The organism is Nocardioides sp. NPDC101246, from assembly GCF_044767415.1.
In the GTDB taxonomy this organism is placed as follows: Bacteria; Actinomycetota; Actinomycetes; order Propionibacteriales; family Nocardioidaceae; genus Nocardioides.
Genome location: NZ_JBIWNX010000002.1, coordinates 1 through 12,820 on the forward strand (window position 1 = coordinate 1; position 12,820 = coordinate 12,820).

Here is a 12,820-nt window from a genome sequence, read left to right on the forward strand (position 1 = left end):
GGGCGGCGCCCCGCGTCCGGTGACCCGTCGTGCGCTCCTGCCCCTCCCCCCCCCCCCCCCCCCCCGCGGCTACCACCCCCCCCCCCCCCCCCCCCCCCCCCCCCCCCCCCCGCGGGGGCCCGCCCCCCCCCCCCCCCCCCCCCCCCCCCCCCCCCCCACGTCTGTGCCGGGTAGCCGCCGATCAGACTTTGGCCGCGTCGAGCTCGGCGGTGAGCTGCTGGAGATAGGCCCCCATCCGCTTGGGCATGCCCAGCAGGACCACGCCGACAAGGCGGCCGTCTCGGCGGTAGCCGACAGCGGCCTCCTCGGCCAGGTCGCCCTCGAGGATCTCGATCTCCTCGCCGAGTCCCGGCTGGCCGATCGCCCGCAGGCTGACGCCTCCCTGATCGGACCAGAAGGTCGGGATCGTGGCGAACGAGTCCGTCCAGGTCGTACCCTCCAGGTCCGCGAGAAGCACGCGGGCAGCGAACATCGCCGTGTCCACGGCGATCTGCCAGTGCTCGATCCGACGTGGGACATCGTCATAGGCGGCGTTGGGGAAGCGGGCGACGTCGCCGACAGCGACGACACCGGGCATCCCGCCCGGACGGAGGTACGCATCGCACTCGACGCCGTTGACGAGGTTCAGCTCGTTGCCGTGCAACCACTCGGTGTTGGGCTGCGACCCGATCGCCTCGACGACGACGTCGGCGTCCAGCCGCGTCCCGTCATCGAGCACGACGCCCTCGGGATCGACCGCGCTCACGCCGGCGCGCAGATGGAACTCCACGCCCGCTGCCGCGTGCCGACGGCGAAGCTCGGCGCCCACCGTCACACCGAGTGGAATCTGCATCGGCACCTCGTCGATCGCGACCACGTCGACCGTGCACCCACGTGCCAACGCGGTGGCGGCGACCTCGCAACCGATGAACCCGGCCCCGATCACGACCACCCGCGAACCCGGGGTGAGCCGGTCGGCGAGCGCAACCGCGTCATCGACCGTGCGCAGCACCGTGGTCTGGCTGCCGACCGCGGTCGGGAGACGTCGGGCCCGGACGCCGGTGGCAACCACCAGACCGTCGTACGTCAGCGCCGTGCCATCGTCGAGGACCGCGACCTTGCGGGCCAGGTCGGCGGAGACGACCGCGCGGCCCAACAACCACTCGGGCTCCTGCTCGCCGTCGCGACGGCGCAGTTCCACAGTGGCGTGGTCGCCACCCTCGGCGAGCAGCTTCTTCGAGAGCGGAGGCCGGGTGTAGGGCAGATGCACCTCGTCACCGACGATGGTGATCGTGCCCTCCCAGCCGTGTCTCCGCAGCGCCTCCGCAGTCCGCAGGCCGGCCAGGCCGGCACCCGCCACGAGGATCCGGCCGGCGCCACTCATCGCTTGGCCCGGCTGACGAGCTGGTTGACGATGACGTTGCGTTGGATCTCGTTCGTGCCCTCGCCCACGATCATGAGCGGTGCATCGCGGAAGTAGCGCTCGACGTCGTACTCGGTGGAGTAGCCGTAGCCACCGTGCACACGAACGGCATCCAGGGCGATCTTCATCGCGGTCTCGGAGGCGAACAGCTTGGCCATCCCGGCCTCCATGTCGACGCGACGCCCGGCGTCGAACTCCCGCGCGGCGTACAGGGTCAGCTGGCGCGCGGCCTCGAGGTTCGTGGCCATGTCCGCCAGCTGGTTGCCGACCGACTGGTGCTTCCAGATCGGCTTGCCGAACGACTCCCGGGTCTGGGCGTAGGCCAGAGCGTCCTCGTACGCCGCCCGACCCACGCCGAGCGCGCGCGAGGCGACCTGCAGCCGACCGGTCTCGAGCCCCTTCATCATCTGCGCGAAGCCCTTGCCGGGGACGCCGCCGAGCACGTTCTCGATCGGAACCACAAAGTTGTCGAAGGTGATCTCGCAGCTCTCGACACCCTTGTAGCCGAGCTTGGGCAGGTCACGCGAGACCGTCATCCCCTCGCCCGGCTCGATGAGGAGGACGGAGATACCCTGAGCCGCGGGCTCGGCGGCCGGATCGGTCTTGCACAGCAACGCCGTCAGCCCGGCACGGCGGGCGTTGGTGATCCAGGTCTTCGAGCCGTTGACGACGTACTTGCCATCGACCTCGCGCGCCGAGGTCCGGATGGCCTGCAGGTCCGAGCCGCCCTGCGGCTCGGTCAGGGCCATCGTGGCGCGGGGTTCGCCGAGCGCCAGGCGCGGCAGCCAGGCCTCTTTCTGTGCCTCGGTGCCGAACTGGTTGATCAGCTTGACCACAACCGTGTGCCCGCCCATCGCGCCGGCCAGGCTCATCCAGCCACGGGCCAGCTCCTCGGTGACGAGCACGTAGCACTGCATGCTGACCGGGTTGCCGCCGTACTCCTCGGGCACCGCGAGACCGTAGATGCCGAGCTGCTTCATCTGCTCGATCAGCGCCTCGGGGTAGACGTTGCCGTGCTCCAGGTCCTGCACCACCGGCTTGACCTGCTTGTCGACGAACTCGGCGACAGTGTTGACGATGGCGCGCTCGTCGGGATCCAGCGCCTCCAGGTGACCCATGGACGTACTCCTCGTGCTTCGTGGTGGATTGGTCGGTGCGTTGTCAGACCACGCCGTCGGCGTGCAGCTGGTCGATGGCGCCGGGCTCGATTCCGAGCTCGCCGAGCAGGGCATCGGTGTGCGCACCCAACGCCGGTACGTCGCCCATGAGCGGCGTCAGACCGGCGATGTCGATCGGAGGTGCGAGCGCGGCCGCAGGGCCGCCCGGTGTCTGCACCTCGTGCCAGCGCCCGCGCTCACGCAGGACCGGATGGTCCAGGAAGTCGGCGACCCGGTTGATCCGGGCATTGGCGATGCGCAGTTCGTCGAGCAGGTCGACCACCTCGTCGCTGGTGCGTCGGGCGAAGGCCGCGGCGACGAGGACATCGAGCTCGGCGCGGTTCGCGACTCGGGCCGAGCCGGTGCTGAACCGCTCGTCGTCGGCGACGGCGGCGTCGTCGAGGAAGTCGGCGCAGAACGTCCGCCATTCGACGTCGTTCTGGATCGAGAACAGCACTTCCTCCCCGTCCTTGGCCGGATACGAGCCGTAGGGCGCGATGGTGGCGTGATGGGTTCCGAGGCGACGCGGCTCCATGCCGGTGAACGCGGTGTAGTAGGCCGGTTGGCTCATCCACTCGGCGAGCGCATCGAAGAGGGAGACCTCCACCGGCCGGGCGATCCCGGTGGTGGCGCGACTGAGCAGCGCGGCCAGGACGCCGCTGTAGGCGTACATGCCGGCCGCGATGTCCGCCACGGAGATGCCGACGCGTGCACCGGTCTCGGGCCCGCCCGTGATCGAGACCAGCCCGGTCTGGCACTGGATGAGGAGGTCATAGGCCTTGCGCTGAGACCAGGGGCCCGTGCTGCCGAACCCGTTGACGGCGCAGCTGATCAGCTGGGGATTGAGCTCCGCCAGCGCATCCACGCCGAAGCCGAGCCGGCCGACAGCACCTGGCCCGAGGTTGTGCACGAAGACGTCGGCCCGCCCCAGGAGACGGCGCAGCACGTCGCGACCGGCCTGCGACTTCACGTCGAGGGTCAGCGACTCCTTGCCCCGGTTGAGCCAGACGAAGTAGCTCGACAGCCCGTGAACGGTGTCGTCGTACGCGCGGGCGAAGTCGCCGGTTCCGGGGCGCTCGATCTTGATCACGCGGGCCCCCAGATCAGCGAGCTGACGGGTGGCGAAGGGGGCCGCGACGGCCTGTTCGAGACTGACGACGAGCAGGCCCTCCAGGGGGCGGGGTCCGGCAGTGGAAGACATGCTTGTCAAGGTATCGCTCCAGCTTGGATCTTTATAGCAGAATAACTGTGCAAAACGTCACTACATCATTACTGTCGGGCCCAATTCTCGCGGTTCCGGTCGCAGGCTCTACGTCGAAGCGAACCATGGAGAACCACTACTCGATTCTCGGCTTCTATTGTGGAATCATAGTAACCCAACATCATTGGGTCCGGGTCCGCGCGGACTCGGACGGAGAGCGAGCACCGATGGACACCTCCACGGAAACCACCCCCACCACCGAGCGTCAGCTCGCGCCCGGCCTGCGCTGGGGCATCAAGGCGTCGTTCGTCGACTACGTACGCCGGATGCCCGACGGCAAAGGATCGGTCGGCGACGGCGCCGTCCCGGTCGGCACCGGTGATCTCTTCTACTCCTACGACCCCGCGGCGAGCTCGACCGGTGGCGACGGCCACCAGGTCTGGGCGTTCCGGGGTGACGTACGGTTCAGCGGCCACTACGGGATGCTCTTCGTCCGGATCGCACACCCGCGCCTCGAGGTCGACGGCTCACGTGCCGTACTCACCATCGAGGATCCTGAGGCGCGCCAGGACGCACCCCGGGTGCCGCTGGTGACCGCTCGGCTGCAGGAACTCCCCACCGAAGACGGAACCATCGCGTGGGGTGCCGACCAGGTCGCGCTCACCGCCGAGGGCGTCGCGCTGTTCAACGATGTGTACGCCGAGGGCGAGCCCTTCGAGCCGTTGGTCGTCCAACTGCCCGCCTAACCATCGCTCGGCCCGGGCGCGGCCGGACCCGGCAGCACGTCGAAGGCACTCAGTATCCGAGCGAACCGCTGCTCGAACAACGGCTTGAGCACCTGGTCGGTGAACACCGCCTCGCGGCCGCTGAGGATCGCCTCCAGCGCGAGGTCGGCCACCTGCTCCGGCTCGAGCGCCGGGCTGAGCCCGTAGTCCGCGAACGCCGCGTCGTCCGGATCCTGCCTGGATCGCGCCAGCCGCGTGGGCCGGGTCTCCTCCGCGCGGCTGATGTTGGTCCGTACGGCGGCGGGGTTGAGCAGCGTGACGCCCACCCGAGTGGCTGCGAGCTCCATGCGAAGCGTCTCGCTGAGGCCGACGACGCCGTACTTGGCGGTGGAGTAGAGGGTGCTGTGCCGGCTGGGCACATAGCCGTTCATCGAGGCGGTGTTGAGGATGTGGCAGTCCTGTCCCGAGGCCACCATGCCGGGAAGGAACTCCTCGATGCCGTGGATCACGCCCCACAGACACACGCCGAGCACCCACTCCCAGTCCTCGTGCGTCGCGGTGGCCGCATGACGCGGCGTGAAGACGCCGGCGTTGTTGCACAGCACCTGCACTCCCCCAGGCGACCACGCGGCGACCCGCTCGCCGAGCGCGGCGACGTCGTGGCGCGAGGACACGTCACACGCGGCGGCGAGCGCATCGGCTCCCTCGGCGGTGAGCTCGTCCGCCACGACCGCGGCATCCTCCGCCCTGATGTCGACCACCACCACACGACTGCCTTCCCGCGCCAGCCGATGAGCGAGGGCTCGACCCACTCCATGGGCGGCTCCGGTCACGACCGACGTGGTGCCGGCGAATCCCTCGAGGGTCATCGCTCCACCCCCAGCGCCCGAGCCAGGACCTGGATCTCCTCGGCCAGGTAGCGACGCGAGACCTCGGCCGTCGGCTTGGCGGTGAAGGCGGCATGGAACGCCCCCGGGAACCGGTGCACCTCCACCGGCACACCCGCCTCGGCCAACATCGCGGCATAGGCGAGGCCCTCGTCGCACAGCGGGTCGAGCCCCATCACCGCGACGTACGCCGGTGGTAGGCCGCGCAGGTCGTCGACCGACGCACGCCCCGGAGCCGCATCGATCGGCACCTCGGGCGAACCGGGCGCCAGGTCGCCCAGGTAGTGCGCCCAGCTGGTCTCGCCGACCGGCCGGCTCCAGACAGGGGTGTCGACGTACCTCACCATGCTGGCGGTCGCGAGCCGGTCGTCGGTGATGGGCATCGACAGGAACTGGAAGCACGGTGCGAGGTCACCCCGCACTCGGATCGCGAGCCCGGCCGCGAGGGCGCCACCGGCGCTGACGCCGTGCAGGGCGATCCGGTGCGGGTCCACGCCGAGGTCGCCAGCTGCACCGACCAGCCAGCGCAGCGCCGTCTCACAGTCGTCGAGCGGCGCCGGGAAGGGATGCTCCGGTGATCTCCTGTAGTCGACCGAGACCACGACCGCGTCGAGCTCACGACTCAGCTCGAGATTGCGGGCATGGCTGGCGTCCGAGGATCCACTCACGAAGCCACCTCCGTGCAGGTGCACGATCGCCGGCCGGAGCCCTGGCCCGGCGGGCGGTCGATAGACCCGGGTCGCAACAGGTTCGGCTCGGTCGGCGCCGACCATGCGATCGACGACATCGATCTCGCCCCGATCGACGGCCGCGGCGCGGGCGGCTCCCGCCGCGTCCGAGGTGGACCGGAACGTCTCGTAGTCCACGAAGTCGATCACGGGCAGAGCTGTGAGCACGTCCTCGAGCTCAGGGTCGAGCAGGTCCTTCCAGGCACTCATGCGTTCTCCTTTCGGGTCAGTCCGTACGTACCGAACGGCCTGCCGAGCTTGAGCAGCAGCCATTGCAGCGTGATGCTGCCGTCGAACTGAGTGACGATCCGGCCCGATGGATGCTTGAAGTAGTTGCTCGCCTGGGCCCATACCGTGCGCCGGAGCCGGCGCTGGAGCCAGGCGTTGTACGCGGTGCACGCCAGCTCATGGGTGTCGATCGCCGTCAGGCCACGCCGCCTCATCCGGCGCAGGTCGGCGACCACCCAGGCGGCCTGCTGCTCCGCCTTCCAGTAGATGCTCACCGCGCCAGAACCGTTCGTGTTGGGTCCGAAGAGCAGGTAGAAGTTGGGATATCCGGGGACGGTCATCCCGACGTGCGCGAACGCGCCTTCCGCCCAGGTGTCCCGCAGCCTGCGGCCGCGACGGCCGATCACGTCGTAGCCGGCCAGGAACTCCGAGGCGGTGAAACCGGTCGCCGTGACGATCACGTCGACCTCGTGGTGCTCACCATCGACGTCGACCAGGCCGGTCGGCGTCGCCGAGGCGACGGGGCGAGCGACGAGGCGGACGTCGTCACGCCTGAGCGCGGGATAGAAGTCGTCGGAGAGCACCACTCGCTTGCCCTCGAAGGGGTACGTCGGCGTCACCGCTGCGCGCAGCTCGGGACGATCGGCGAAGACCGTGTCGATGTAGCCCCGGGCAAGCTGCTCCATCTGCTGGTTTCGCCTGCTGCCCGCAACATAGCTCGGCCGGCCGGTGAGGTTGCGCCACTCCTTGCGGACGATCTGAACCGTACGATCCAGCCTCCGAGCCCACCGGCGGGACCCGCGGCGCAGCTCGTTCTCGTCGAAGACACGTTCGCCCTTGGGCAGCACCCAGCCCGGGTCCCGCTGGAAGACGGTGACCGAGCGCGCGGTGGGAGCGATCGCGGGAACGATCTGCGCGGAGGACGACCCGACGCCGACGACCGCCACCCTGGCATCGGACAGCTCCACGTCGTGCCGCCACTGCTGCGTGTGCATCACCGGCCCCCGGAACCGATCGAGGCCTGGCCACGCCGCGTGGTTCGGATTGCTGAGCAGCCCGACGGCGCTCACCAGGACGTCGGCGACGTAGACCTCGCTCGTGCTGGTGGTGACCTGCCATTGGTGCCGTTCCTCGTCCCAGCGCACCTCGGTCACCCGGGTGTCGAAGACGAGGTGAGGCTCGAGCCCGGCGTCGCTCGCCACCTGGTCGAGGTATTCGAGCACCTCGTCCTGGCGAGCGTGCGTACGCCGCCAGGGATGGGTGTGGAACCCGAACTGGAAGATCAGCGAGGCGATGTCGACGGCGGCGCCGGGATAGGTATTGACCCGCCACGTCCCACCGAGACCGTTTGCCTGCTCCAGGATCCGGAAGTCATCGATCCCGGCCCGCTTGAGCCGAATCCCCATCGCGATGCCGCTGATGCCGGCTCCGATCACGAGGGCGCGCACGTGAGCTCCTTGGGTTTCTTCCTCCGTGACCTGCATCGGGAGGCTAGTATGTACGAAGATCATTTGACAACGATTTGAGAAGGGTAGCAAATACATATGGGACGTGTGGACGGGAAGGTCGCCTTCATCACCGGGGCAGCACGCGGCCAGGGCCGTAGCCATGCGGTGCGGCTGGCCGAGGAGGGCGCCGACATCATCGCGGTCGATCTGTGCGCCGACGTACCGGAGATGCCGTATCCGGGCGGCACTCGCGAAGAGCTGGAGGAGACGGTCCGGCTGGTCGAGGAGACCGGGCGGCGGATCGTCGCCCGGCAGGCCGACGTCCGCGATCTGGGTCAGTTGCAGGAGGCCGTCGACGCCGGCGTCGCCGAGCTCGGCGGTCTCGACGTGGTGATCGCGAACGCCGGCGTACTGACCGCGATCGGCCCCTTCGACCAGATGAGCGAGGCCGCCTTCACCGACCTCATCGACATCAACCTCAACGGCGTGTGGCGCACGGTGAAGGCGGCGATGCCGCACCTGCGAGCAGTCGGGGCGGGCGGATCGATCATCCTGACCAGCTCGAGCGCCGGCATCCGCGCGTCACGCAACACCGCGCACTACGTGGCCAGCAAGTTCGGCGTCGTCGGCCTGATGCGGGCGATGGCGCTCGAGCTCGGCCCGGAGATGATCCGGGTCAACAGCGTGCACCCGACGCAGGTGGACACCCCGATGATCCAGAACGACTTCATGTATCGGCGCGCCTGCCCCGATGCGGACTCCCCGGGGCGCGACGAGCTTGCCGAGGCGTCGCTCTCGCGGATGGCGATGCCGATCCCCTGGGTGGACCCGGCCGAGATCTCGCACGCGGTCGTCTTCCTCGCCTCCGAGGAGTCGCGCTACGTGACCGGGCTCGCGATGACCGTCGACGGCGGCATCAGCATCGCATGACCCGCTGGTTCTAATCGTGTTTGCTGCTATCCTTCGTCATTACTAGAACCCTTCTATCCGCCGGCTGACGCTTTCCTGTCCCGGCCTCAGGAGCACAGAATGACGACCCCTCTCCTCGGCCGCGCGATCATCATCGGCGGCAGCATCGGCGGCAGCCTGGCGGCAGCCGCGATCGCCGATCACTTCAGCGAAGTGCTGATACTCGAGCGCGACGCACTGCCCACCGAGCCCGTGTTCCGGAAAGGGGTTCCCCAGGGTGCCCACTTCCACGCGCTGCTCGCCGCCGGGCAGGCGGCGATGGACTCGCTCCTGCCCGGATTCTCCGAGCACGCGTTCGCTCTCGGCGCGGTCCGGCTGGACTCAGCACAGGACGTGATGCGCCTCGACCGGGTCGGTTGGTCCCCGCGGTTCGAATCAGGCCTGGAGTTCCTGATGGCGAGCCGACCGTTGATCGAGAAGGCTCTGCGCGACAAGGCCGCCGAGCTTCCTGGCGTCAGCTACCGCGCGGGGGTGGAGGTGACCGGGCTGACCGGTGCCGACGGGCGGGTCAACGGCGTCGTGACCTCGTCGGGCGAGGAGATCGGCGCCGACGTGGTCATCGACGCCAGCGGCCGCTTCTCGGAGTCCCCCGCCTGGCTGCAGGCACTCGGCTACCCGGCGCCACGCGAGGAGATCGTCAACGCACACTGGGGCTACTCCTCCACGTTCCTGGAGGTCCCCGAGGACTGGGACCCCGGCTTCCAGGCGCTGGCAGTCACCCCGTTCGGCGACGGCGCGCTCACCTCGGAATCGGCATCACGAGCCATGGCGATGTGGGTCGTCGAGGGCGAGCGGCGCTGGATCCTGACCGCTCAGGGATCCGCCGGCGACCATCCGCCTCGGACCGAGGAGAAGCTCCGCGACTTCATCTCGAGCATCGGCGTTCCCGAACTCGACAAGGCGCTCTCGGAAGTCTCCTTCCCCGAGAAGATCTCGATGTGGCGCGACACCCGCAGCCGGTTGCGCGACTACGCAGGCCAGCCTGAGCGGCCCGAGGGCTTCTTCGCCATCGGCGACGCCTGGATGGGCTTCAACCCGGTCTATGGCCAGGGGATGACCGCCGCCGCCCTGGAGGCGGCGGACCTACGTGCTGAGCTGACCGCTCATCTGGCGGACCACCCGGGCGATCTGACCGGCCTGGCCGGGCGCTACTACGCGAAGGCCGACGCGCTGGTCAAGTACTGCTGGACTTCCTCGAACACGCTCGACCACCGCATCCCGGGCGTCGAGTACACCGTCGACGGCGCGCCACAGCAGGTGGACCCGACCTCCTCGGACTTCTCAGACCGCCTGGCCGCCTACATGGCGCTCGATCCCGATCGCTATGTCCGCTATCGGGAGACCACCCAGCTGCTGCGTTCGCCGGAATGGCTCTCCGACGACGAGATCGTCGCGGCTGTCCAGGACCGCTGGGACGAGCTGGGCTCGCGGATCGTACCGCGCTGAATCTCTCCGCCGGCCGCGCGGAAGCCCCTCCGCCATGAGCGTGGAGGGGCTTCCGGTCCTCGGGTGCGGCAGCGACGGACTTCAGCCACGCCCGCTGCGCGCCGAGTCCCGCAGCTCCTCCAGCAGCGCACGGGCCGTCTCCAAGCGACGGGCATACTCGTCGCGTTCCCGTGCGATGCGCTTGTTCTCCGCTCGCATCTCTGCGAGCCCGACGGGGGCGTCCCCGCTTGTCAGCTCGTGCAGCAGAGCGCGCGCCAGCGCTGCGTAGTCGACGCCCGTCTGGTCTGTCGAGGGGGGCAGATCGAAGGCCCGCCCGGAACCGGCGGCCGGGGAGACCAGGCTGATGCTGTAGGTGCGCTTGCCCCGGACCTCGCGCTCGAGCTCCCCGTCACGCTCCATCGCTGCCATCAACTGGATGAAGGCCACCGACGATCCCGTGTAGTCGACGGCATCCTTGAGCGCCTTGGTCGCCATACCGTGGGGATCGGCGACCGGGCCGTGCTGCGCCAGATACCGACGTATGCGAGCTCGGGCCGTTCGATCACGCGCCATGATCCACCTTCCTGGGCTACGACCCCGTCAGGGCCGACGAAGAGATGGACATCCTGGCCCATACGTTCATGCAACTATGGTAACCGAACACGATTGGGCCAGCCAGGAGTTTGGAGCCGAATGCCGGGCAGGCGATCGCCTGCCAAGTACGACGTCGAGGCCTGCACCACGGGATGCGGTACAGGCCTCGACGCGACGTACGGTTCAGCGGCCGGACACCGATCAGAACGGCCCCGGCGGGGTGACCAACGGCGACGGGAGACCGCCGGTCACGATGGCGTTGGTCTTCTCGTACGTCTTGGTGTCATAGACCCCGATCTCCCCCGGCCCGGCGTGGTAGAGGCCGGTGACCATCAGGCCGAACGCCGTCACGGCTCCGTTGAGATTGATCGCATCCGAGGAGTGCGGCACGGTGTCCACGTAGGCCTTGCTGCCGTCCCGGTTGAACGTCACGTCCAGGGACATCATCTTGCCGGCGTCGATCTTCTTCACCAGATCACCGTTGTGCGCATCGATGACCACCACCGAGCCGTCCAGGTTGCCGACCCAGAACTGCGAGCCGTCAGGTGTCGCGGTCGCGCTGTTGGGATAGCTGTCGATACCGGTCTCCTGGGTGGCGATGACCTTGCGCGCCTGCGTGTCGATGATCGAATCGGTTCCACCAGCGAAATTCGTCGCCAGCAGGCGACTGCCGTCGGGCGTGAATGCCAGCCACTCCGGCGAGATACCGACGGCGATGGGCTTGCCGATCAGGCCGCCGGTCTCGAGGTCGATCGTGTAGATCTGATTCAGACCGGCAACCCACAAGGTCTTGCCGTCAGGGCTCGGCAACGCATAGCCGATCGGCTGGCCGGCACCGAGCTGCAGCGTCGTGTACTCGTCGACGATCTCGTCCGTACGCGTGTCAAGCCGCTGGATCGTGAAGCCCTGGATCCCGGCGAGGTATAGGTAACGCCCGTCGACGGAGAGGTTGGTCAACGGGAACAGGCCGCCGGGACGGGCGATCGACTTGACGATCTCGCCGGTGCACGGGTTGACCACCTTGGTGTCGGCGGCACCGGGCTGGCGCCAGTTGTCGACGTACAGCTTCGAACCATCGTTGGTGGGCGTGACGTTGGCCGGGACGTCGAACCCGTTGATGAACCGCACCACCTTCTCCTGGGTGATGTCGACCACCGACACCGAGTTGTCCTCGGTGTCGAGGTTGGTCGAGTACGCCAGCTTCTCGACGTTGTCCGGTTGGCAGTTGACCTGCCCGATCTCGCCTTCCTCGGCGTGAGCGGCCGATCCCGACAGGGTGACCACCGTGGTCACCGCGAGGACGGCTGCCGTGAGAGTCACGGTCGGCCTGCATGGCATGCGCATGTCTGCTCGCTTTCTCCGCACACTGGTGCGGGAACCGCCTCCCGAGTGGAGGCTCCTAGCCATGATCCTGACCAACATCAATTGTGTTGTCAATGATGTTTTACCATAATTAGATCATCTTTGCCTTGGCTTCTAGCCATTCGCCGAACTAGGGAGTGATCCGGTCGGGCAGCCACGTCACGACGTCGGGCACGAGCAGGAAGAACGCCACCAGGACGAGCATCGCCACCACGAATGGCCATGCCCCGGCGAAGACCTCCTGGGTGGGTCGGTTGGTCACCCTCGATACGACGAACACGGTCAGGCCGAGCGGTGGCGAGAGCAGCCCGATCTGCTGCATGAGCACGATCATCACCCCGAACCAGACGAGGTCCGCGCCGAGCGCGTCGACCACCGGCACCGGGTCTGTCGCGCGGATTGTGTTCTTAGGGTTCTGGCGTGGTGTCCCGGCTCGAGGTCGGGGCGGAAGGACGGTCACGCTTATGACGGAGGAAGTTTCGCCGGAGGCTGGTGGCGATACTGCTGGGGCAACCGGCCTGGATGGCTTGGACATGTCCCGGCTGGCCGAGGAGCTTGTCGAGTCGGCTCGGGGCCATGGGGTCCAGCTGACCGGGAACGAGGGGTTGTTGACCGCGTTGACGCAGAAGGTGTTGCAGCCGGCGCCGCCTGCGACCTGGCAATCGTCAGGATCCGCCGCGGCGAACTCGAAGGC

12 protein-coding genes are annotated in these 12,820 nt (G+C 68.4%); 3 read left to right on the top strand and 9 right to left on the bottom strand.

Features of this window, described 5'->3' with window-relative positions; all coding sequences use genetic code 11:
• Positions 1–181: 181 nt before the first annotated feature.
• The 3 genes from ACIRON_RS03120 to ACIRON_RS03130 are packed head-to-tail and all read right to left on the bottom strand — an operon-like array spanning position 182 to position 3,760.
• Positions 182–1,363, bottom strand: coding sequence for an NAD(P)/FAD-dependent oxidoreductase (locus tag ACIRON_RS03120; RefSeq protein ID WP_402988823.1), 1,182 nt, complete (start codon positions 1,361–1,363; stop codon positions 182–184).
• Positions 1,360–2,520 (bottom strand): acyl-CoA dehydrogenase family protein, encoded by a 1,161-nt coding sequence (locus ACIRON_RS03125; protein WP_402988825.1) that lies wholly within the window; start codon positions 2,518–2,520, stop codon positions 1,360–1,362. Before ACIRON_RS03125 ends, ACIRON_RS03120 begins: the two co-directional genes overlap by 4 nt.
• A gap of 43 nt (positions 2,521–2,563) precedes the next feature.
• The gene (locus ACIRON_RS03130; RefSeq protein WP_402988828.1) at positions 2,564–3,760 is read right to left on the bottom strand and encodes a CaiB/BaiF CoA transferase family protein; all 1,197 of its coding nucleotides are present in this window, start codon (positions 3,758–3,760) and stop codon (positions 2,564–2,566) included.
• Between the two features lie 227 nt (positions 3,761–3,987).
• Between ACIRON_RS03130 and ACIRON_RS03135 the strand changes: the two genes are divergently transcribed.
• A complete protein-coding gene (locus ACIRON_RS03135; protein WP_402988831.1) occupies positions 3,988–4,506 on the top strand; it encodes an HtaA domain-containing protein in 519 nt (172 codons plus the stop codon).
• Here the strand turns inward: ACIRON_RS03135 and ACIRON_RS03140 are convergent.
• Genes ACIRON_RS03140 through ACIRON_RS03150 form a run of 3 tightly spaced genes read right to left on the bottom strand, consistent with a single transcriptional unit; the run spans position 4,503 to position 7,776 of the window.
• Entirely contained in the window at positions 4,503–5,354 is an 852-nt protein-coding gene (locus tag ACIRON_RS03140) for an SDR family oxidoreductase (protein WP_402988835.1), read from the bottom strand. The two genes, ACIRON_RS03135 and ACIRON_RS03140, sit on opposite strands and share 4 nt — an antisense overlap.
• Entirely contained in the window at positions 5,351–6,310 is a 960-nt protein-coding gene (locus ACIRON_RS03145; RefSeq protein ID WP_402988838.1) for an alpha/beta hydrolase, read from the bottom strand. Before ACIRON_RS03145 ends, ACIRON_RS03140 begins: the two co-directional genes overlap by 4 nt.
• Positions 6,307–7,776 (bottom strand): flavin-containing monooxygenase, encoded by a 1,470-nt coding sequence (locus ACIRON_RS03150; protein ID WP_402988841.1) that lies wholly within the window; start codon positions 7,774–7,776, stop codon positions 6,307–6,309. Before ACIRON_RS03150 ends, ACIRON_RS03145 begins: the two co-directional genes overlap by 4 nt.
• Positions 7,777–7,872: 96 nt before the next feature.
• On the opposite strand from ACIRON_RS03150, the gene ACIRON_RS03155 reads away from it, so the two are divergent.
• A complete protein-coding gene (locus ACIRON_RS03155; protein ID WP_402988844.1) occupies positions 7,873–8,706 on the top strand; it encodes a mycofactocin-coupled SDR family oxidoreductase in 834 nt (277 codons plus the stop codon).
• Positions 8,707–8,805: 99 nt separating this feature from the next.
• Positions 8,806–10,191: an NAD(P)/FAD-dependent oxidoreductase gene (locus ACIRON_RS03160; protein WP_402988847.1), complete on the top strand. Its 1,386-nt coding sequence runs from the start codon at positions 8,806–8,808 to the stop codon at positions 10,189–10,191.
• A gap of 81 nt (positions 10,192–10,272) precedes the next feature.
• On the opposite strand, the gene ACIRON_RS03165 is transcribed toward ACIRON_RS03160, so the two are convergent.
• The 3 genes from ACIRON_RS03165 to ACIRON_RS03175 form a co-directional block, all read right to left on the bottom strand.
• Positions 10,273–10,665, bottom strand: coding sequence for a hypothetical protein (locus ACIRON_RS03165; protein WP_402988850.1), 393 nt, complete (start codon positions 10,663–10,665; stop codon positions 10,273–10,275).
• Between the two features lie 300 nt (positions 10,666–10,965).
• Complete coding sequence (locus ACIRON_RS03170; RefSeq protein ID WP_402988853.1) at positions 10,966–12,084, bottom strand: hypothetical protein; 1,119 nt, start codon at positions 12,082–12,084, stop codon at positions 10,966–10,968.
• A 172-nt stretch (positions 12,085–12,256) separates the two neighbouring features.
• The gene (locus tag ACIRON_RS03175; protein WP_402988856.1) at positions 12,257–12,508 is read right to left on the bottom strand and encodes a TRAP transporter large permease subunit; all 252 of its coding nucleotides are present in this window, start codon (positions 12,506–12,508) and stop codon (positions 12,257–12,259) included.
• Positions 12,509–12,820 lie beyond the last annotated feature (312 nt).

Excerpts from the sequence above, each read along its gene's own strand:
- ACIRON_RS03120 (WP_402988823.1), bottom strand. The coding sequence starts at position 1,363 with ATGAGTGGCGCCGGCCGGATCCTCGTGGCGGGTGCCGGCCTGGCCGGC.
- ACIRON_RS03125 (WP_402988825.1), bottom strand. The coding sequence starts at position 2,520 with ATGGGTCACCTGGAGGCGCTGGATCCCGACGAGCGCGCCATCGTCAAC.
- ACIRON_RS03130 (WP_402988828.1), bottom strand. The coding sequence starts at position 3,760 with ATGTCTTCCACTGCCGGACCCCGCCCCCTGGAGGGCCTGCTCGTCGTC.
- ACIRON_RS03135 (WP_402988831.1), top strand. The coding sequence starts at position 3,988 with ATGGACACCTCCACGGAAACCACCCCCACCACCGAGCGTCAGCTCGCG.
- ACIRON_RS03140 (WP_402988835.1), bottom strand. The coding sequence starts at position 5,354 with ATGACCCTCGAGGGATTCGCCGGCACCACGTCGGTCGTGACCGGAGCC.
- ACIRON_RS03145 (WP_402988838.1), bottom strand. The coding sequence starts at position 6,310 with ATGAGTGCCTGGAAGGACCTGCTCGACCCTGAGCTCGAGGACGTGCTC.
- ACIRON_RS03155 (WP_402988844.1), top strand. The coding sequence starts at position 7,873 with ATGGGACGTGTGGACGGGAAGGTCGCCTTCATCACCGGGGCAGCACGC.
- ACIRON_RS03160 (WP_402988847.1), top strand. The coding sequence starts at position 8,806 with ATGACGACCCCTCTCCTCGGCCGCGCGATCATCATCGGCGGCAGCATC.
- ACIRON_RS03165 (WP_402988850.1), bottom strand. The coding sequence starts at position 10,665 with ATGGCGACCAAGGCGCTCAAGGATGCCGTCGACTACACGGGATCGTCG.